General features: G+C 69.8%; 18 protein-coding genes. 7 read left to right on the top strand and 11 right to left on the bottom strand.

Features of this window, described 5'->3' with window-relative positions; genetic code table 11:
• Positions 1-67 precede the first annotated feature (67 nt).
• Entirely contained in the window at positions 68-1,429 is a 1,362-nt protein-coding gene (locus HKK74_RS20920) for a purple acid phosphatase family protein (RefSeq protein ID WP_187244938.1), read from the bottom strand.
• Between the two features lie 247 nt (positions 1,430-1,676).
• On the opposite strand from HKK74_RS20920, the gene HKK74_RS20915 reads away from it, so the two are divergent.
• Positions 1,677-2,240, top strand: coding sequence for a hypothetical protein (locus HKK74_RS20915; RefSeq protein WP_187244937.1), 564 nt, complete (start codon positions 1,677-1,679; stop codon positions 2,238-2,240).
• Between the two features lie 118 nt (positions 2,241-2,358).
• On the opposite strand, the gene HKK74_RS20910 is transcribed toward HKK74_RS20915, so the two are convergent.
• Together HKK74_RS20910 and HKK74_RS20905 are read right to left on the bottom strand one after the other, a co-directional pair.
• Complete coding sequence (locus HKK74_RS20910; RefSeq protein ID WP_187244936.1) at positions 2,359-3,531, bottom strand: NAD-dependent formate dehydrogenase; 1,173 nt, start codon at positions 3,529-3,531, stop codon at positions 2,359-2,361.
• Between the two features lie 99 nt (positions 3,532-3,630).
• Complete coding sequence (locus HKK74_RS20905; protein ID WP_187244935.1) at positions 3,631-4,578, bottom strand: LysR family transcriptional regulator; 948 nt, start codon at positions 4,576-4,578, stop codon at positions 3,631-3,633.
• Positions 4,579-4,769: 191 nt separating this feature from the next.
• Here HKK74_RS20905 and dinB point away from each other — a divergent pair, with 191 nt between their 5' ends.
• Positions 4,770-5,960 carry a DNA polymerase IV gene (dinB, locus tag HKK74_RS20900; RefSeq protein ID WP_222722538.1) on the top strand — a complete coding sequence of 397 codons (1,191 nt, stop codon included), beginning with the start codon at positions 4,770-4,772 and terminating at the stop codon, positions 5,958-5,960.
• A gap of 57 nt (positions 5,961-6,017) precedes the next feature.
• Here the strand turns inward: dinB and HKK74_RS20895 are convergent, their stop codons facing one another.
• Entirely contained in the window at positions 6,018-7,292 is a 1,275-nt protein-coding gene (locus HKK74_RS20895) for an alkaline phosphatase family protein (RefSeq protein ID WP_312881648.1), read from the bottom strand.
• Between the two features lie 149 nt (positions 7,293-7,441).
• A complete protein-coding gene (locus HKK74_RS20890; RefSeq protein WP_187244932.1) occupies positions 7,442-8,638 on the bottom strand; it encodes an MFS transporter in 1,197 nt (398 codons plus the stop codon).
• Positions 8,639-8,903: 265 nt separating this feature from the next.
• Here HKK74_RS20890 and HKK74_RS20885 point away from each other — a divergent pair, with 265 nt between their 5' ends.
• A complete protein-coding gene (locus HKK74_RS20885) occupies positions 8,904-9,101 on the top strand; it encodes a hypothetical protein (RefSeq protein WP_187244931.1) in 198 nt (65 codons plus the stop codon).
• A 24-nt stretch (positions 9,102-9,125) separates the two neighbouring features.
• Here HKK74_RS20885 and HKK74_RS20880 read toward each other — a convergent pair whose 3' ends face one another.
• The 3 genes from HKK74_RS20880 to HKK74_RS20870 all read right to left on the bottom strand — a co-directional run bounded on the left by HKK74_RS20880 (position 9,126) and on the right by HKK74_RS20870 (position 13,210).
• Positions 9,126-11,213, bottom strand: a complete 2,088-nt coding sequence (locus HKK74_RS20880) for a HelD family protein (protein ID WP_246491792.1) — start codon at positions 11,211-11,213, stop codon at positions 9,126-9,128.
• Between the two features lie 192 nt (positions 11,214-11,405).
• Positions 11,406-12,200 (bottom strand): ABC transporter permease, encoded by a 795-nt coding sequence (locus tag HKK74_RS20875; protein WP_222722537.1) that lies wholly within the window; start codon positions 12,198-12,200, stop codon positions 11,406-11,408.
• Positions 12,197-13,210: an efflux ABC transporter ATPase subunit, DrrA-related gene (locus HKK74_RS20870; protein ID WP_222722536.1), complete on the bottom strand. Its 1,014-nt coding sequence runs from the start codon at positions 13,208-13,210 to the stop codon at positions 12,197-12,199. Before HKK74_RS20870 ends, HKK74_RS20875 begins: the two co-directional genes overlap by 4 nt.
• A gap of 102 nt (positions 13,211-13,312) precedes the next feature.
• Here HKK74_RS20870 and HKK74_RS20865 point away from each other — a divergent pair, with 102 nt between their 5' ends.
• The gene (locus HKK74_RS20865) at positions 13,313-14,071 is read left to right on the top strand and encodes a TetR/AcrR family transcriptional regulator (RefSeq protein ID WP_187244930.1); all 759 of its coding nucleotides are present in this window, start codon (positions 13,313-13,315) and stop codon (positions 14,069-14,071) included.
• Between the two features lie 55 nt (positions 14,072-14,126).
• Here HKK74_RS20865 and HKK74_RS20860 read toward each other — a convergent pair whose 3' ends face one another.
• The 3 genes from HKK74_RS20860 to HKK74_RS20850 all read right to left on the bottom strand — a co-directional run bounded on the left by HKK74_RS20860 (position 14,127) and on the right by HKK74_RS20850 (position 17,412).
• Positions 14,127-15,092: a hypothetical protein gene (locus HKK74_RS20860; RefSeq protein ID WP_187244929.1), complete on the bottom strand. Its 966-nt coding sequence runs from the start codon at positions 15,090-15,092 to the stop codon at positions 14,127-14,129.
• Between the two features lie 186 nt (positions 15,093-15,278).
• Complete coding sequence (locus tag HKK74_RS20855) at positions 15,279-16,709, bottom strand: MFS transporter (protein ID WP_222722535.1); 1,431 nt, start codon at positions 16,707-16,709, stop codon at positions 15,279-15,281.
• Between the two features lie 61 nt (positions 16,710-16,770).
• Positions 16,771-17,412, bottom strand: coding sequence for a TetR/AcrR family transcriptional regulator (locus tag HKK74_RS20850; RefSeq protein ID WP_187244927.1), 642 nt, complete (start codon positions 17,410-17,412; stop codon positions 16,771-16,773).
• Positions 17,413-17,516: 104 nt separating this feature from the next.
• On the opposite strand from HKK74_RS20850, the gene HKK74_RS20845 reads away from it, so the two are divergent.
• From HKK74_RS20845 to HKK74_RS20835, 3 genes are all read left to right on the top strand, one after another.
• Entirely contained in the window at positions 17,517-18,137 is a 621-nt protein-coding gene (locus tag HKK74_RS20845) for an NADPH-dependent FMN reductase (protein WP_187244926.1), read from the top strand.
• Between the two features lie 118 nt (positions 18,138-18,255).
• On the top strand, positions 18,256-18,753 hold the full coding sequence (locus HKK74_RS20840; protein ID WP_222722534.1) for a MarR family winged helix-turn-helix transcriptional regulator: 498 nt from the start codon (positions 18,256-18,258) through the stop codon (positions 18,751-18,753).
• 90 nt (positions 18,754-18,843) lie between these two features.
• Positions 18,844-19,677 (top strand): ABC transporter ATP-binding protein, encoded by an 834-nt coding sequence (locus tag HKK74_RS20835; RefSeq protein ID WP_187244925.1) that lies wholly within the window; start codon positions 18,844-18,846, stop codon positions 19,675-19,677.
• Positions 19,678-19,680: the final 3 nt, after the last annotated feature.

The following is a 19,680-nucleotide window of genomic DNA, read 5'->3' as shown; positions in this document are numbered from 1 at the left end:
TGACCGGACTCGTGATCTTCTGGTGGTCGCTGCTGACGTACACGACGTAGGTCTTGTGGACGGTGACCTACTTGCCGATCTCGTGGACGGTCCGCTTTCCCGCGTCGTTCTTACGGATGAGGAAGCCGTCGTGGTGCTCGCCGTTGGCGTAACGGGCCTCGAAGCGGATCTGGTCGGACGAGACGTCGATCAGCTGGTAGAGCTGGGTGTTCTCGCTGCTGCTGACGACCTCGGCGCCGTTGCCGGTCCAGTTCACGCCGCCGTTGAGGTCGTACATCTTGCCGCCCGAGACCGACACGACATAGGAGACGCCGTTGTGCACCATGGTCGACTTGCGCGCCGTCTTCACGTTGCCCCGGCCGTAGGAGTGGTCGTGGCCCTGCAGGACCAGGTCCACGCCGTACTTCTCGAACAGCGGTCCCCACTGGGCGCGCACGTTCGGGTTGTTGCGCGTGCCGGTGGTGGAGTAGACGGGGTGGTGGAAGGTCACCACGGTCCACTTGTTCGGGTTGTCCTTGAGCAGCTTCTCCAGCCAGGCGGTCTGGGCGGCCATCAAGGTGGCGTTGCTCTGGTAGTTGGAGTCCAGGCCGATGAAGCGTACGCCCTGGTAGTCGACGGAGTAGACGGTCTGCTTCAGTTCCGGGTTGCCCGGCCCGTTGTCCGGATAGGGGAACTGCGGCCGCCAGAAGGTGGACAGCCCGTTGCTGTACTCGTGGTTGCCCGGGATCGAGATGTTGTTGACCTGGCCGTCGATGAAGCCGCCGGCCTTGTACCACTGGCCCCACTGCTCTTCGCTGTTGGCAGAGTCGATGAGGTCACCGGCGTTGACGATCGCCTTGGCCTGCGGGCGGTCGGCGAACGCCTGGCGGAAGACGCGCGGCACCGCCGAGTCGATGTAGTTCTGGGCGTCGCCGTAGTAGATGAAGGAGAACGGCTTGGCGTCGGCGGCGGCGGTGGTGAAGTCCGTCCAGGCGCTCCAGTTGGTGCCGTCGCCGACCCGGTAGGTGTATCGCGTGTTCGGCTTGAGGCCGGTGAACTCCACCGTGTGGTAGGTGGAGGCGTAGCCGAGCGTGGTGTTGACCGGCGTGGTCGACAGCGCCTTGACGGTCGTCACCGCACCGGCGGCCGGCGCGACCTCGCCCAGGGCGCGCGGCGCTTCGAGGATCTGGGCCTGCGCGAACTCGGCTTCGGCCTGGGCGCGCCAGGTCACCTTCTGCGTGGCCGACGGCGTGGTGGTCGGCGTGAGGATGATTCGGTCGGGCATCGGGGAGGGCTTGTGGATCTCAGCGGCGGGGTACGCCGACGGCCCGGCCGCGCCGAACGCCACCGGGCTGAAGGCCAGGCCGCCGGCGACCAGCGCGGCGGCGCCGATCGCCGTTAGCTTCGCCTGCCGGGATCTGGTCGACCAAGGCCTCATGAGGTCACTCACGTGGTCACTCCTGTAAGAGCTGGAACATCCATCGCATGTGATGGATGTCCGCATTTATCCAGAAATGATCAACCGGCAGCCGTCCGCGGCGTTGCCGTGAGATGAACCGGCCAGGGCGTTCGTGACCGACCGCGGTCCCCGAAGCGGTTCGCGCGGTGCGGCGCCCGCCGCTCACGCATTCGTCATCCGGGCTCCGCGGGCCGACCACGTCGTCGTAGCCCCGTGTTCAGATTCCTCCGGTTACCTCATGAAGATCACCACCCACGACCCGACCACCCCACCGGCGAGCCGCTTGCGAGGACAGGTGCCATCGATGACCGCCGCCTCGCAGGTCCTTCGACGTCCGCTGTCCCGGGCGTTGACACTGGTCCCCAGCGTGGTGGCTCTGGGCACCCTGTTCGTCGTCCCGCCCGACCCCGTGGTCGTCAAGAACGACCTGTTCATCACCGCGCAGACGACCGGCATCCTGGACATCGAGGCGGGCGAATGCTTCACCGATCCGTCTTACTCGGCGTCCGCGGGCGAGAAGATCGTCCTGTACAAGCCCTGCGCCGAGCGGGCCGACAACCAGTCGTACGGTTTCGTGCACGCCGCGGACGGCGCCTGGAACCGGACCGAACTCGCCGCGTTCGCCTGGAAGAACTGTGAGCGGGGGTTCTCGCACTACTGGAGCGGCGCAGCGGGCTCGGGCCTGGACTTCTATCCGATCATGCCCACCTCGGAGACCTGGGCCGACGGCGACCGCGACATCATGTGCGTGGTCTACCGGCCCAAGGGGAAACTGCCGGGGTCGGCGCTGCCCCTGCGGTGACACCCCCTCCGACCGCACCGGGCCGAAGCCGCTGTAGCCACGCCCGGTCCCGGTAGCCGGCCCCCTGAGGACCTCGCGATCGGCGTGTGACCTCTCGGTCGCCGGGCGCCACCCGAATTCAGGACCGTGCCTGCGCGGTGGTGGAGTAGGAGTGGGCACCGGTTCCGGCCAAGGTGCCCTTGTCGACGATGAGGTACTCGTCGCGAATGGGCGTCCCGTCGAGCCACGATTCCAGGATCTCCCGCGTCCCGGCCGCGTAGCGGGCTTGAGCGGACAGGGACGAGCCGGAGATGTGCGGGGTCATGCCGTGGTGGGGCATGGTCCGCCAGGGATGGTCGGGGCCGGCGGGTTGCGGATACCACACGTCGCCCGCGTAGCCGGCGAGGTGCCCGCCGCGAAGCGCGCGGTCGACCGCGTCCAGGTCGCAGATCTTGGCCCGGGCGGTGTTGATGAGGTAGGCCCCGCGCTTCATGGTCGCGATCAGGTCGTCGTCGAACATGCCCTCAGTCTCGGGATGCAACGGCGCATTGATCGTGACGACGTCGCAGTGCGGGACCATCTCGGCGGCGCTGGCGTGGAACGTGAGTCCGAGCTCGTTCTCGACCGACTCCGGCAGCCGGTGCCGGTCAGTGTAGTGCAGGCGCACGTCGAACGGCTTGAGGCGGCGCAGGACGGCCAGGCCGATGCGCCCGGCGGCCACCGTGCCGACGTTCATGCCCTCGACGTCGTAGGACCGCGCGACGCAGTCGGCGATGTTCCAGCCGCCGTCGAGGACCCACTGGTGGGCGGGCAGGTAGTTCCGTACCAGGGAGAGCGTCATCATCACGACGTGCTCGGCGACGCTGATGCTGTTGCAGTAGGTGACCTCGGCGACGGTGACGTCGTGGGCGATGGCCGCATCGAGGTCGACGTGGTCGGAGCCGATGCCGGCCGTGATGGCCAGCTTCAGGTTCCGTGCCCTGGTGATGCGTTCGGCGGTCAGGTACGCCGGCCAGAACGGCTGGGAGATGACGACGTCGGCGTCGGGCAGTTCGCGGTCGAAGACCGAGCCGGCACCGTCCTTGTCGGAGGTGACGACCAGGGTGTGGCCGCGGCTTTCCAGAAAGCGGCGCAGGCCGAGTTCGCCCGAGACGCTGCCGAGCAGATGCCCAGGAGTGAAATCGGTTCCCTGGGGTGTCGGGGTGGATTGGCCGCCGGGATATTGGTCGATGCGCGGAAGGTCGTCGCGAGCGTACGAGGTCGGGTATCCGTCGACCGGATCGGCGTAGAGAACGCAGAGCACCTTGGCCATGATCTCGGCTCCCCTTCGGTTATCGGAATGTGTTCTCACACTCCCCGTCGGCGGCCATGACCGTCAAAACAAAACTGTCTATGCCGAAATAGAAAGGGCCTATCGATCCCCCGCGCCACCGTGCGCGGCCAGATGCGCGCGCATCAGCGAATCGAGCGACTCGCGTACCTTCACCTCCGCGGCGACCCGAAGGAGCGCCCTGGCGAGGATCGGCTCCGGGCTGCGGTCGGCGATCACCAGCCCGACCCGTGGACCGTGCACCGGCGCGGCCAGCGGGATCACCCGCATCCCGGCCGGGACACCGAACATGTGCAGCCACGCGTGGGAGATCACGCTCGACCACCGCCGGGTGGTGAGATGGGCGTAGAGGCCCGCGACGGTGTCGGTCTCGATCGCGGGGGCGGCGGTGACCCCCTCGGCGGTGAAGTACTCGTCCATGATCCGCCGGTTGCGCATCCGGGGCGACAACAGGCACAGCGGCAGTGCCGCGACCTGTTCCCAGCTCGCCACCTCCTGGCCGCCCGGCTCTGCCTCGCCCGGCGTGAGCAACAGGTACCGCTCCTCGTACAGCGGAGTCTTGCGAACGTGCTCCAGACCGTCGTCGTCGAGATAGGTCATCGCGACGTCGAGCTCGAACTCCGCCAGCCGATGCATGATCTCCTGCGAGGGCAGCGACTCGAGCGACACCCGCGCCTGCTGGTGCCGCTCACAGAACGGCGTGGTCAGCAGTGAGGCCGCGGTCAACGCGGTGGGAATGGCGCCCAGGCGCAGGGTGCCGGTCAACCCGCCCCGCATGGCCGACAATTCCTGGCGGAGGGCGTCACGCTCGGCGAGGATGCGATGCGCCCACGACAGCACCCGTTCCCCTTCCGGAGTGAGCCCCTCGAAACGGCGGCCACGGCGGACGATCGGCACGTCGAGCTCTTGTTCCAGCTTCCGGATCCCGGCCGACAGCGACGGCTGCGAGACAAAGCACGCCGCCGCCGCACGCGCGAAGTGGCGCTCCCGGGCGACCGCCACCAGATATTCCAACTGACGTAGCAACATGGCGCAATCATCCCGACTCCGGCGGCCCGTCCGGGCGAAGCGACCGTGCCCGCCCAGACTGAGCGGCATTCGGTGTCGGCGAACGAACCACCGCGTCCGGGCCGGATGGTGCGTTCCCCGACACTCGGCGAGCCGGAGCCATGCCCCCGGAGGTCTCGCGCCACCCGCATGCCCCATGCGAACATATGTTCGTGCGGAGTGAGGCCGAGATACTGCACGCCGACCTGGACGCGTTCTACGCATCGGTCGAACAGCGTGATGATCCTCGGTTGCGCTCCCGGCCCGTCATCGTGGGTTCCGGGGTGGTGCTCGCGGCCAGTTACGAGGCCAGGGCGTACGGCGTCCGCACGGCGATGACCGGCCGCCAGGCCCGCCGGCTGTGCCCCCAGGCGATCGTCGTGGAGCCGCGCATGTCCGCCTACGCCGACGCGAGCAAAGCCGTGTTCGCGGTGTTCGAGCACACGACACCGCTGGTCGAAGGGCTGTCGATCGACGAGGCGTTCCTCGATGTGGGCGGTCTGCGCCGCATCTCCGGACCGCCCGCCGTCATCGCCGCCCGGTTGCGGCGCGAGATTCGCACCGAGGTCGGGCTGCCGATCACGGTCGGTGTGGCGCGCACCAAGTTCCTGGCGAAGGTCGCCAGTGGCGTCGCCAAGCCCGACGGGCTGCTGGTGGTGCCGCCGGACGGCGAGATGGACTTCCTGCACCCGCTCCCGGTCCGGCGGCTGTGGGGGGTCGGGCCGGTCACCGCCGAGAAGCTCGGCAATCGCGGGATCACAACGGTCGGCGAGGTGGCGCGGCTCCCCGAGAGCGTGCTGGCCTCGTTCCTCGGGCCCGCCTCCGCCCGGCACCTGCACGCTCTCGCCCGGGGCCGTGACCCACGCCCCGTGCGCACCGGCGTCCGGCGGCGCTCCATGGGAGCACAGCGGGCACTGGGCCGCGGGCACAGGTCGGCCGAGGATCTGGCCGCCATCGTGGTCGGGCTGGTCGACCGCCTCGCCCGCAGGCTGCGTACGGCCCGGCGGGTCTGCCGTACCGTCACGCTGCGGCTGAGGTTCGACGATTTCTCGCGGGCGACACGGTCGCGCACGTTGCCGCAGGCCACTGCGGAGACCCTGGTGATCTTGAACACGGCCGCCGAACTGCTGGCGACGGCACTACCGATGATCGAGGACCAGGGCATCACGCTGATCGGCGTCGCGCTCGGCAACCTGCACGACGACCACACGGTCCAGCTCCCGTTGCCGTTCGACCAGGCCCCGGCCGGCGCTCTCGACACCGCCCTCGACGACATGCGCGACCGGTTCGGCTCGTCCGCCATCACCCGCGCCGTGCTCCTCGGCCGCGATCAGGGACTCTCCGTGCCGCTCCTGCCCGACTGACCCGGACGGCCGGCGCTCGTCACCTGGCCCGGGCGCGTTGACGCTCACCCCTGCCGGTCAGGGGCGGGACGGCGTCACGTTCCAACCGTGGGTCCGGGCCAGGTCGCGCAACGCGTGCCACTGTTCGAAGTCCGAGAACGAATCAGCGTCGCACGGAAGGCCCACGAACGGTGGCACGTTCCAGCGGGGTGCCGTGAGGTCCGGAGAGCCGGTGAAGTCGAGCACCTCAGCGATGTTGCGTGCGGCGGCATCGCGCGGTGACAACGGCGCGAGCCCCCATCGCCATTCCACCGCCTTGAGCACCGACGTGTGATCGTAGACGCCGTGCGCGACGTGCCCGCGGGTGGCCATGGGCGAGATGACCAGGCAGGGCACCCGGAATCCGCGCAGCCCCCAGGCGGGATGCCGGTCCGGCGCCGTGGACGGCGCGACATGGTCGAAGAACCCGCCCCACTCGTCATAGTTGATGATCAGTAATGTCCGCTTCCAGCAGGGGCTGGAGGTGACGGCTTCGTACACCTGGTCGAGGAAGTACTGACCCGCACGGATGTCGGCGTGCGGATGGTCGTCGGCCGAGGTGCCGCTCGCCTCGTCGATGAACTTCGGGTCCACGAACGACAGTTCGGGAAGGCGGCCCATCGCGCAGTCGAGGAGGAACCGGCGGTACGGCCGGCTGATCGCCCGGTATCTCCTGCCCCAGATCGCGGTGAAGGGCACGTCGCGGTAGTAGTACCGGCCCGTCAGGCCGGCCGCCGCCAGCCGATCCCAGATGGTCGGCAGGGTGGAGACGGTCGTGAAGTTGTGGATCCGGTCGGTCCGCGCGGCGTGCTGGTAGAAACGGTTCGGATAGGTCGGGGCCATGATGGCCGAGAAGTAGTGGTCGCACACCGTCCAGTACGGCGCGGCGCCGGCGAAGAACGGCAGGTCCTGCGGCAGGTAGTAGCCGATGGAGTAAACGTCGTTGAGGCCGGCGCGCAGCCAGCCGTCGCAGGCGCCGTCGTTGTACGCGATCCGGCCGCCCTTGAAGGAGTGGTCCGGGTCCGGATGGCCGCAGCCCTGGGTCTCCTGCAGATGATGGGTGCTGTACGGCGTGCCGGACCGGTCGAGAAAGGTGAGCCCCGCCTGCCGGCCGTTCGCCTCCGGCAGCCAGCCCAGGAAATGGTCGAAGGAGCGGTTCTCCATCATCACGACCACTATGTGGTCGACGCCGGACTCCTCGGGCGGCGGCAGCGGGGCGGGACCCGCGTCGGCCCGCGGCGCGCGCCCGGCCATCGTGAGCGCGAGCGCGGTGGTCGCCGTTCCGGCCAGGAAACCTCGGCGGGAAGAGGTCACCATTCACCTGTATCACCGTGGGTGATCGATCTGTAGCCACCGGGTGACGAATTCGCCTACCGGTCATCGACCGGTCACCTTCGAAGCGAGACCCGCCGACGACGGCCTCGGCAGCTCGTCCGGCCGGACAGAACGTGAGGCGGCGGAGCTCAGGCCACGACGGGTTCGGGGTCCGCCGACTTGGCGGGCCGGGGCACCCGCCGCCAGAACGGGATGGCCATGGCGACGAGGACGATGCCGAGAAGGCCGGCAAGTGCGAAGGACCAGCGAGTGCCGTGGTCGTCGATGATCGATCCGGTGATGGGGCCCGAGACGGCCAGGCCCAGGGTCAGGGCAGTGCCGTGCAGGCCCATGGCCTCACCTCTTGCGGTCGCCGGCACCCATTGGCTGAGCGTGTCGATCGTGGTGGACAGGGCGGGTGCGCACAGTGCCCCCGCCGGGATCAGGGCGAGGCAGAGCAGCTGCCAGCTGCCGACCAGGCCGACGGGCACGGTCAGCGCCGCCATGGCGCCGACCATGAGCAGCGGCGAGAATCCCCTGGACAGCGCGCCGTACACGAAGCCCCCGACCAGCGACCAGAAACACCAAAGGCCGATCATCAGGCCGGTCCACCGTTCGGCGCCTTCGGCCTTGAGGACCGCGACCAGGCTCAGTTCGGTGGCGATCAGCACGAAGGTCGCCGCGAAGGTGATACCGAGCAGGGAGAGCAGCGCGGGGGTCAACCACTGCCGGCGCGGCACCGCCACGCCCGAGACCTCGTCGTCCTCGGCGCGGGTCGGGGGGTTCAACACCAGCATCGCCACGCCGGAACCCACCATGCCGACCCCGACCGCGGTCATGGTCCAGCCGCTGCCGAACGCGGCGGCGGAGGCGACCGCGACGGCCGGGCCGATCATGTACGAGATCTCGACGAGCATCGAGTCGAGCGCGAAACCGGTGCGGCGCTGCTCGGGCGGGATGGCCGCCGCCATGCACTGGCGGACCACGCCGAACACCGGGAGCGCCAGCACGCCGCTCACGACGGCACCGCCCAGCAGGACCCAGTACGGCATGAACGGGGCGGACACCCAGAAGGCGAGCTGGGCGGCCGTCGTGATCGCGACCACCGGGCGGAGGCCGTGCCGGTCCACGAACCGCCCGGCGACCGGCGCGCCGATGGCGACGCCGACCGTGGCGGCCGCGCCCACCAGCCCCGCCTCGAAGAACCCCAGCTTCAGGCTGTTGACCACGTGCAGGGTCAGGGTCAGTCCGGCGGCGGTCACCGGGATCCGAGCGACCATCCCGACGAGCAGGAGCGCTCGTACGCCGGGTATCGCCAGCACTCGCCGGTAAGGCTCGACAGTCATTTAGTTGCTTACCTCCACCCGGACATTGTGGCACCAGCCACCGACATCGGACACCTCTTGACGGCCGGCTCACGGCCGACGCCGTCGTCACCGCGTGGATGGACGGGGGCGGAGGCCCGCTCGCCAGCATGCCCTCGACGCGACGGGTGTCCGGGAACGGCGTCGTCCACGAGCGGAATTGTGGCGTGAGCGGCGCCTCCAACGCCCTGCGTTTCATCGCCATCTATGAGGGCATTGTCGGACAGACTTCAAGGAGGCTACACAAATGCGAATCGGATCGGTCGTGGTCGTACTGTGGCTGGTCATCGGCTTGGTGGCGGCCGCCCAGCGCGATTATTTGAACGGCAAAGTGGAGGACTGCAACACGGCGGCGACCATTACCGTGACCATCTTGGCCGGGCCGCTCAACTACGTGGGGATGAATCCGAAGATCTCCTGCGAGACGCCCCAGCCGAGCAAGTAACGGCTCGCCCCCACACGGCATGGGTCAGTTCGTGAGTTCGGCCGGCATGTCGGTGTGGTGCAGGACCGTGAGAGTGGTGACCGCACGAGTGAGGGCGACGTACAAGCGGGCGAGGCCGCGGGACGCCGCCCCGGCGATGCCGGCCGGTTCGATCACGATCACGTGGTCGTACTCCAGCCCCTTCGCGAGGGCCGCGGGTACGACGAGCAGCCGGTGCTCACCGCCGACGTCGGGGCCGAGCAGCTGATGGCCGAGGCCCGCGTCCGCCAGGGCCCGCGCGTACACGGGGACATCGTCGTCGGGAACGATCAGGCCGATGGACCCCTCACCGGCCAGCGCCCGACGTGCTGCGGCGACCGCGGCCTCGGAGAGGTCCGGGACCCGCCGCACGGTCAGCGCCTCCGATCCGGGACGCAGGGAGCGCGGCTCCTCGAGCCCGGGTGCGATCGAGGGCAGGAGGCGGGCGGCGTAGGCGAGCACCGAAGCCGGTACCCGGAAACCGAGCGTGAGCTCGGTGACCTCGCCGTCCTTGCCGAGATGGCGCAGGACGTCGTGCCAGGAGCGCGCCGAGCAGACGGACGTGCCCTGGGCGAGGTCGCCGAGGACCGTCACCGAACCGGTCGCGCACCGCCTGCCGACCGCGCGCAGTTGCATGGGCGAGAGGTCCTGTGCCTCGTCGACGACGAGATGACCCACCGACGGCGTCCGGTCGATCAGCCCGTGCAGCTCGTCCAGGAGTGCCCGGTCGGCGGTGGTCCAGGCGGCCGACCGGTGGGAGCGGTACGGCTTGGACCAGAGGAGCGACTCCTGTTCCCGCTCGCTCAGGACGCCCTTGGCGGTCGTACGCAGGAAGTCGGCGTCCGAGAGCAGCCGGAACAGCACCTGCTCGGCGCCGAGCCTGGGCCAGACCCGGTCGAGGAGCTGCTTGACCGGCTTCGACCGGGCGACCGCGTCCTGTACCCGATCGTCGGGCGCCTCGCCGCGCTGCTCCATCCGCACGAGGATCTCGTGGGCGAGCCGCTGCGCGAAGGCCGCGCGCCCGTTGCCGTAGCGCGTGGTGCCGAGCAACGATGCCGCGATCTCGCGTACCTCGTGGTCGGCCAGCCGGTAGCGGTTGGCACCCCGGGTGATGGCCAGGCCGTCCTCGGGCTTGCGGACATGCCGCCAGAGCGCCTTGCGAAGGACCTCGGCCATGCGGGCATCGCCTTTGATCGCGGCGGCGCCGGCGGGCTCATCGGCCGTCGGGACACCGAGGAGGTCGTCGACGGTGGCCTGTTCGACCCGGACCTCGCCGAGCGCGGGCAGCACCGCCGAGATATAGGCGAGGAAGGCCCGGTTCGGCCCGACGATCAGAACGCCGGAGCGGGACAGCCGCTCCCGGTGCGTGAAGAGCAGGTACGCCGCGCGGTGCAGGCCGACTGCGGTCTTGCCGGTGCCCGGCGCCCCTTGGACGCAGACGTTCTGCGGCAGGTCCGCGCGGACGATCTCATCCTGCTCCGGCTGGATGGTCGCGACGATGTCGCGCATCGGCCCGGTGCGGGGCCGCTCGATCTCCTCGGTGAGGAGCGCGGACGGGCCGATGGCGCGGCCGTCGAGCGGCTCGTCCTCGAACGCGGTCAGTTCACCGCCCCGAAAGCCGAACCGGCGGCGCCGTCGCCATCCCATCGGGTCGGCCGGGCCGGCCTGGTAGAACGCCCGCGACACGGGAGCGCGCCAATCGAGTACCAGCGGGCGCCCCTCCTCGCCATCGTGCACGTGGCGCCGCCCCACGTACATCGTCGCGGGCAGGTCGCCGGCATCGCCCGAGTCCATCCGGCCGAAGAACAGCGGGGTGTCGGGATGGTCGGCCAGCGCGGCGACCCGCTGGTCCAACAGCGACTCCAGAAAGTCCCGCGACACCCGGTCGGCGGCCATGTCCGCGGACAGCGACCGGGCGTGCTCACGCATCCGCCGGAGCGCCGCCCGCGACTCGGCGAGGTGCGCGCGCTCGGCGGCCAGGTGGGATGCGGCGCCGGTGTCCTGTGCCGCCTCGTCCTGCGCCGCCGCCTCCCGTGCCACCTCGTCCTGTGCCATCTCGGCCTCGTCCGATGACGGCGCCGGTACTGCGGGCATGCGAAACTCCCCCGGGACGGTGATGGGCTGAAGCGACAATGTACAAGGCACCCTGCCGAGGACGGCCGCGGCGCCCGGGACGCGCCTCGATGTTTCGCCGGCCGCCCCGGCCGGGAGGTACTGGACGGCCGGCTCGCCGAGATTCTGCCGCACCTGCCCAGATCGCCGAACGCGACCACGTGACGACCCGGGTCAGCGGCGGGTACGGCGGCGGAAGAGCCGCACGGCGAGGGTGAACGACACCACCAGCAGGCCTGCCCCCCAGGCCGGGGCGATCCACCCGTCGTCACCGATCGGCGTACCGGTCAGCAGACCCCGGACCGTCTCGATGATCGGGGTGATCGGCTGGTGCTCGCTGACGACCCGCAGGACCGGCGGCATCGTCGAGGTCGGCACGAACGCGCTGCTGAGGTAGGGGATGAACAACATGAAGAAGCTCAGCGTGCTCGCCGATTCCGTGCTCTTCGCGATCGCCCCGAGTCCAGCGGCGAGCCAGGACAGCGCGAGCACGTAGAGCAGCACCAGCCCGATCGCGAGAAGCCAGTCGGTGAGGCCCGCGTTGGGACGGAAGCCCATCGCGACGGCCGCGCCGATGACGATCGAGGTGGACAGCGCGTTGCGGGTGACGCTCGCGACCACGTGCCCGGTCAGCACGGCGGAGCTGCGGATCGGCATCGAGCGCAACCTGTCGATCATGCCGCTGTTCATGTCGTCGGCCACGGACATCGCCGTGGACGACGCGCCGTAGCCCGTGCACAGCAGGATGATCCCGGGCACGACGTAGTTGATGTACTCGGTGCCGCTGTCGATGGCGCCGCCGAAGACGTAGACGAACAACGCCATCATCAGCAGCGGCAGGATGATCGACATGAAGAGGGTGTCGACCTGACGGCGGGTGAGCCGGATACTCCGGCCGATCATGGTGAGCGAGTCGCTGACGGCGTTGCCGATGCCGCCGTGCGCCATCGGGAGGTCGGTCGAGCTCACTTGAGCGTTCCTTCCGCGTGGAGGGGGGTGATCGCGTCGGCGTCCGTCGTCGTCGCGTGGGCTGCCGTCGTCGCCCGGCCGTCCGGACGGTGCGCCTGGGTCAGCGTCATGAACACGTCGTCGAGGGTGGGCCGGTGGGAGGTGACCCGGGCCACCGGTATCCCGGCGGCACGCAGATCGTCCAGCACCAGGTGCAGATGAGCCGCGCTGCCGTCGGACGGAATGCCGAGAACGAGGCGGTGCCGATCGGCCAGCGCGCCGATGCCGCCGTACAGGCCGGCGGCGCGGGCGAGATCGGCGTCGTCGTCGAACCCGAGGTCGAGCCGATCCCCGCCGACCTGTGCCTTCAGTGAGTCCGCGGTACCGGAGGCCGCGACCTTCCCGCCGTCGATGAGCATGATCCGGTCGGCCAGCCGGTCGGCCTCTTCGAGGTACTGGGTCGTGAGCACGATCGTCGTACCGGTGCGCGCCAGTTCCCTGATCGCCTCCCACATCGTCGTGCGGCTGGCCGGATCGAGGCCTGTGGTCGGCTCGTCGAGGAAGATCAACCGCGGTGTCGCCACCAGGCTCATGGCCAGGTCGAGGCGCCGGCGCATCCCACCGGAGTAGGTCTTCACCCGCCGGTCCATCGCGTCGACGAGGTCGAACCGTTCGAGCAGTTCCACCGCCCGGCGACGCGCCCCCGGGCGACCGAGGTGCATGAGACGGCCGATCATGACGAGGTTCTCCCTGCCGGTCTGCTCGTCGTCGACGGCGGCGCTCTGGCCGGTCAAGCTGATCACCCCGCGTACCCTCGCCGGCTCGCGGACGACGTCATGGCCGGCGATCGTCACCCGGCCGGCGTCCGGGCGCGACAACGTGGTGAGTATCCGGACGGTGGTCGTCTTCCCCGCGCCGTTCGGCCCGAGCAGCGCGAAGACGGACCCCTCCGCCACGCCCAGGTCGATCCCGTCCAGGACCACGGTCGACCCGAAGGCCTTCCGCAGACCGGTCACCTCAACGATCATCATCGTCCCCCTCGACAGAAAATAGCGTATGAGACACGCTAATGAGCGTACTTCATACGCAGTATCTTGGAAACCCTAGTATTGCCAGCGGAGACGGGAGTGCGGATGAGCGACGAGACGGACCTGCCGCCGCGGGTGGTCCTGCTGTGGGGCCTGAACGACGCGCCACGCCGGGGTCCGAAGGCCTCGCTCACGGTGGGCGACATCACCCGCGCCGCGGTCGAGGTGGCCGACGCCGAAGGGCTCGGCGCGGTGTCGATGGCCAGAGTCGCCGCCCAGCTCGGCAACGCCACGATGGCGCTGTACCGCCATGTGAAGAGCAAGGACGAGCTGCTCCAGCTGATGTCGGACGCGGCGATGGAGAGCCCGCCGGACCTACCAGAGGGCGGTGACTGGCGGGAGGGGCTGACGCTGTGGGTGACCGAGGTGCTGACCGTGCTGCGACGGCATCCGTGGTGCGCGCAGATCCCGATCTCCGGTCCGCCGGTCGGCCCGCACAACCTCGCGTGGTTCGACCGCGCGCTGGACGCCCTGTCCGGTACCGGCCTGAGCGAGGAGGAGAAGGTCGGCGTCGTGATGGGGCTGCTGACCTACGTGCAAGGCGAGATGCGGCTGAGCCTCGAGCTCGCCGCCGCGTACGCGGAGAACCCGGAGGCGTTCGGCCGCCAGTACGGCAGGGCCCTGACGAGCGTGGTCGACCCCCGGCGGCTCCCCGCCCTCAGCAGGGTGGTCGAGGCCGGCGTGTTCGACGCCGAGTCGTTGTACGCCGAGGAGGAGTACGACGACTTCGCCCTCGGGCTGACCCTCTATCTCGACGGCCTCGCCGCCTTCATCGCCCGGCGCTCCGGCCTGCCGGACTCCTGACGGGGGGCGGTGACACCGGCTTCAGGGGCCGCCAAGTCTCGGCGCCCCGTCGGGTTCAGTCTTGGGTGCGATTGTTGGTTCTGCGTGCGATGGCGGCCGCTCGGTGCGCTGCTGTGAGCGCCGCCACCGCCACCGCCGCCGGCACCAGCAGCGCACCCAGGGAGGTAAGGGCTTCAGCGAGGCCCTCCCAGCGGGCCGGGGAGCCCAGGAAGCCGAGGCCTACGCCGCGCTGCCCCTGCGGCGGCCACGGCCACCGCTGGAACAACGGCCACAGCAGGCGCCCCAGCGGCACGATCAGCACCATGCCGGACACGCCCGCCGATATCGCCGCGACCGCGGTCAGGCCCTGACCGGCGGCCCAGCGGGTGTGCACCTCGATCAGTGCCGCCACCGCTGCGGCGGCCAGCGCGATGACCGGCAGCCGCACCGACGGCTCCACCGGCAGCTGCGACAGATGATCACCTGCCCAGTAGGCGACGATCGCGAGCACCGACATCACCATCACCACGCCCTCCGCCGACCCTGGCGGCGCAGGCGACCTCGGCTCCTTCCGCCGGGCCGCTCGGGCGAGGACGACCGCCATCGCGACGCCGATCACGACGGCGGCCATGCACGCCCAGTCGGAGATCCTGGCGAGCACCGGATTCGGCTGCATCGACAGTTGCCCGAACGGCGAGGTCAGCGCTTGGCGCACCCAGGAGCCGAACGCGAACCCTTCGTACACAGGCAGACGCTCGAACATCGCCACCACGTGCGCCGCGGCCGGCAGGAGCGCCGCCGTCATCGCACCACCAAGACGGCTCCGCCTGATGAGGACCACAACCGCGATCGCGGATCCGGTGATCACCAGCGGGGCGGGAACCCGATCCCAGTGCTCGATGGAGTCCGACACCTGCACCCGGATCGCGTGGGCGATGGCGCAGGCCAGGCCGGAGACCGCCACCGCCAGCTGTGCCCGGGCCATGACCAGCGACACGGCGAGGCCGGACCGGGCCGGAAGTGGCGATGGCGATGTGTTCACAGATGCCTTCCCGGGCTCGGGTATGGTGGCTTGTCCTTCTGTTTCAGCGCCGAAGCCGCCGACCGTGATCATCCTGCCGGGTGTCGGCCGGTATGTCGCAATGGAACGAGAACCTGGCGCATGACCTAGACCGGACGTATGCCTGTTCCCCTTCGCGCCGATCCATCCGCATCAGGTTCGTTGAGGTCACAGGGGTACGGCGGGCGGCGGGCGAGGCCGGCCGAGCAGGGCCCACACGGCGACCGCCGCCGCGGCGCAGACGGCCGCAACGGACCACAGCACGACATGCCAGGCGTCGGTGAACTCTGCGAGGTGAAGGGCCCGGTCCGGGCCGTCGAGGTCGCCCGCCGCGACGCGTGCGGCGGCGTCAACGGCCCCGATCCGCGCCTGGAGCAGGTTGACCAGAGCGGTGCCGAACAGGGCGGTGAACAGCGTGGCGCCGCCGGCGCGGACGGTGTTGAGGAGACCGGCGGCCATGCCGATCCGGTCCACGCCCACGCGGTTCAGTGCCTGGGCGTCGCTGGTGCCGATCACCAGCCCCATGCCGGTACCGATCGTCGCCAGCGGGCCGAGCAGCCCGGTGGCGCCGATGCCCGGGTGCAGCACGGTGAGCCAGGCACTGCCGGTCGCGATCAGCAGCAGGCTGAACGTGATGAGGGTGCGGGCGGAGATGGCGTGGTTGATCAGCAGGGCTCCGACCTGGGGCATGAGGAGGACAGGTGCGGTCATCATCAGCATGGTGAACCCGGCGGACTGGGCCGAGGCACCGCTCACCCCCTGCAGATAGGTGGGCAGGAACGTGATCACCCCGGCAGGTCCGGCCGCGACGAACAGGCAGGCCAGGCACCAGGCCATGAATCCCCGATCGCGGAGCAGGCCCAGATCGAGCACCGGGTGCCGGCTGCGGCGCTCGACCATCGTGAACGCCACCAGCAGGGCCAGTCCGGTCACGAGAGGTGCGAGCACGCGTGCGCTCCCCCATCCGGCGTCCGACGCCTGGTTGGTGCCGAACATCACCAGCGCGAGAGCGCCGATGAGGGTGACCGCACCGGGAAGGTCGATGCGAGGTGGCTTCGCCGCCCTCGACTCGGCCATGAACGCGCTGCCCGACCAGATGAGCAGGCCGACGGCGGCGAAGCCGGCGAAGGTCGGCCGCCAGCCCAGCGAGCCCACGAGCCAGCCGGACAGCGACGGGCCGATGGCCATGCCGACGCCGGCGGTGGTGCCCATCGCCGCGAACGCCTGGGTACGGGAAGGGCCGGTGAACGTCGCGCCCAGGATCGCGCCGCCGCCGGCCATCACTCCCGCGGCGCCCACACCCGAGAGTGTCCGCGCCGCGTCCAGCAGCAGGATGCCGGGCGCCACCGCGCTGGCCAGGGCTCCCGCGGTGTAGACGGCGGCGCCGGCGGCGAAGATGCGACGGCGGCCGAACAGATCGCCGAGCGAGCCGGCCACCAGCATCAGCGACGAGGCGGCCAGGAAGTATCCGACCACCACCCACTGCAGGGACGCGCCGGAGGCGTTCAGGTCCGCGCCGATGCGCGGCAGGGCGACCGTCGTACCGGACATCAGCATCGGCAGGGTCAGAAAGCCCAGCAGCACCGCCACGAGTGTCACGGCGGGTCGCCCCTGACCTCTGAGGGCGGCGGGCGAAGGAGAGGAAACGTGGCTCATCGCGTCAACGGGTGTAGCCGTACAGGAACGCCCGGACAGCCGAGGCGACCATCTCGCCAATGTCCTCCTCGGCGATGACGGCGCCCGGGTAGGACCGGTCCACGACCGAGACCAGCAGCATGAGGTGCAGTGCCGCCTGCTGCGGGTCGTCGACGTGCAGCAGTCCCCGTTCGGCCAGTTTCCGGATGTACTCGGCGAGCTCACGGCGGACGCGGAGCGGCCCGGTCTCGCGCCATGCGTCGATGGCGGCCGGCGGGATGTGCCCCGCCTCGGCGTTGATCTGCCGGACCAGCGCGAAGTGGTCGAGGTGGTCGTCGGCCATCGGCTTCACCCAGTCCAGACCGAACTCGATCAGGTCGGCCTCCAGGTCCGTGACCTTCCGCAGGTGACGATCGATGACCGCGATCTGGTCCTGGGCGACCCGGGTGGCGCTCTCCTGGATGACCGCCTCGAAGAGCCGGGCCTTGTCCTGGAAGTGGTTGTAGATGGTCCGCGTGGACACGCCCGCCGTCGTGGAGATCGCATCGATGCTGGCGCGCGTGTAGCCGTCGCGCGCGAACACCGTCAGCGCGCCGGCGAGTATCGCCCGGCGTTTGTCCGCCAGCCCTCCGCGCGGCTGGGTCTTCACGGTCTCGTGCCTGGTCATCCCGGGTACCTCCGCAAGAGTTACATGCATCGTTTTACATTTTGCCATACACATTGTACTTTACTTTCCGTTCCACCCTGAATCGACGCCGAGGAGTGAGGCAGATGGTCCGGATCGCCATCATCATCGGGAGCACCCGTCCCCAACGCAGGACGGCGGTCGCCGCACAGTGGGTCGGCGACGTGGCCGGCCGGCACCCCGCCGTCACGGCCGGCGAGGCGACCTTCGAGATCGTCGACCTGGTCGACTACGGGCTGCCGGTACTGGACGAGCCCACACCCGCGATGTTCGCCGACTACCGCAACGCGCACACGACGCGATGGGCCCAGGCGATCGACTCGTTCGACGGGTTCGTCTTCGTCACACCGGAGTACAACCACGCTCCCCCGGCGGCGCTGAAGAACGCCATCGACTTCCTGTTCGCCGAATGGAACAACAAGACCGCCGGATTCGTCAGCCACGGCGTTCACGCCGGAGTCCGCGCCGTGGAACAACTGCGGCTGACGATGACCGAACTCCAGGTCGCCAACGTGCGCACCCAGGTCGCACTCTCGGCGTTCACCGACTTCGAGATCACGGACCCCACCGAACCCGGCCTGATCGCGCCGGGAGACCACCAAGAGCCCACCCTGATCGAGATGCTGAGCGAGATCATCACCTGGTCGCGGGCCCTCAAGCCGCTGCGCGACACCACCGCGAGAAGCGAGGCGGTCCCGGTTGCGTGACGCGCCTCCCCCGTACCGTCATGCGCCATGAAGATGTGACCCCGGCGCACGCTGAAGTACCTGGCAGGAGGGTCAAAGATATTAGCTCTTATTAAGAGGTAAGAGTTAATATGCCCATGTGAGCAGCGATGGCGTCGGACTGGCCGGCGATCTCATGGACGTGACGGTGGCGATGCGCCGGCTGGTGCGGCGCAGGCTGCGAGACGAGATGCCACCACCGCGGCTCCGTCCCGCCCAGGTCGAGCTGTTGCTCGTGGTCGGCCGCCGGCCCGGCATCAGCGTCGCCGCGGCCGCCCGCGAGCTGCATCTCGCGGACAACTCCGTGAGCACCCTGGTCAACCAGCTGGCCGGTATGGAGATGCTGCGCCGGGAGATCGACCCCGCCGACCGGCGGGCGGCGCGGCTCGAGCTCACCCCCATGGCGCGGCGGCGCATGGCGGAGTGGCGGGACCGCAGGGCGAGGCTCGTGGGCGCACGGCTCGAGCAGCTTCCCCCTGAGGACGTCGCGGCGATCGCCGCGGCGCTCCCCGCGCTCCGCCGGTTGCTCTCCCGGCTGCAGCAGACACCGCCCGAAGAAGACGCGCGTGAACCGCCGGTCGAGATCCAGCCGTCCTGACGGCGGCACAAGGAGGCCATCGACGGACCGAACCCGCAGTGAGCGACGAACGCGGAGCCCCGCCGACCTGAACGACCCTCGGGGGCGGTAATGAGCAGTGAGAAAGCAACGGCGAAGCCGACGAGTGAGTACGCGGTCGCCTGCCGGGACCTGCGGCACGCGTTCGGCGGCGCCGTGGCGGTCGACGGAGTCGACCTCGCGGTGGCCGAGGGCGAGATCTTCGGCCTGCTCGGCCCGAACGGCGCCGGCAAGACCACGACCATCCGTCTGATCACCACCCTTCTTCCGGCCCGGCCCGGCATGGTGGAGGTGTTCGGACTCGACGCCGCGCGCCACCAGATGGCCGTACGAAGATCGATCGGCTATCTGCCCCAGCAGTTATCCGCGGACGCGGCACTCACCGGCCGCGAGAACGTGGAGCTGTTCGCCCGGCTGTTCGACGTGCCACGGTCAGAGCGCCGCGAGCGAGTCGGCGAGGTCCTGTCCGCCGTGGGCCTCGAGAACGCGGCGGAGCGGCGCGCGCAGACCTACTCGGGCGGCATGATCCGACGGCTCGAACTGGCCCAGGCGTTGGTCAGCACCCCCCGCCTGCTCATTCTGGACGAGCCGACGATCGGGCTCGACCCCGTGGCGCGCGACGGCGTGTGGGAGCGCATTCAGGAGGTACGCCGGACCACCGGCATGACCGTCCTCGTGACCACGCACCACATGGACGAGGCCGACCTGCACTGCAACCGGATCGCGCTCATGCACCGCGGGCGCATCCGCGCACTCGGCACTCCGTCGGAACTCAAGTCCGGTCTGGAGTCAGGGGCGACCCTGGAGGAGGTGTTCCGTGCCTACACCGGCGACCAACTCGACGAGCCGGCGGACGGTTTCCGCGACGCGCGACGCACCCGCCGCACCGCGAGCCGCCTCGGCTGAATC

It is taken from the genome of Actinomadura alba, assembly GCF_014323705.1.
GTDB classification, from domain to species: Bacteria; Actinomycetota; Actinomycetes; order Streptosporangiales; family Streptosporangiaceae; genus Actinomadura_C; species Actinomadura_C alba.
Note: the sequence above shows the minus strand (reverse complement) of the source record. Positions and strands in the feature narration are given on the sequence as shown.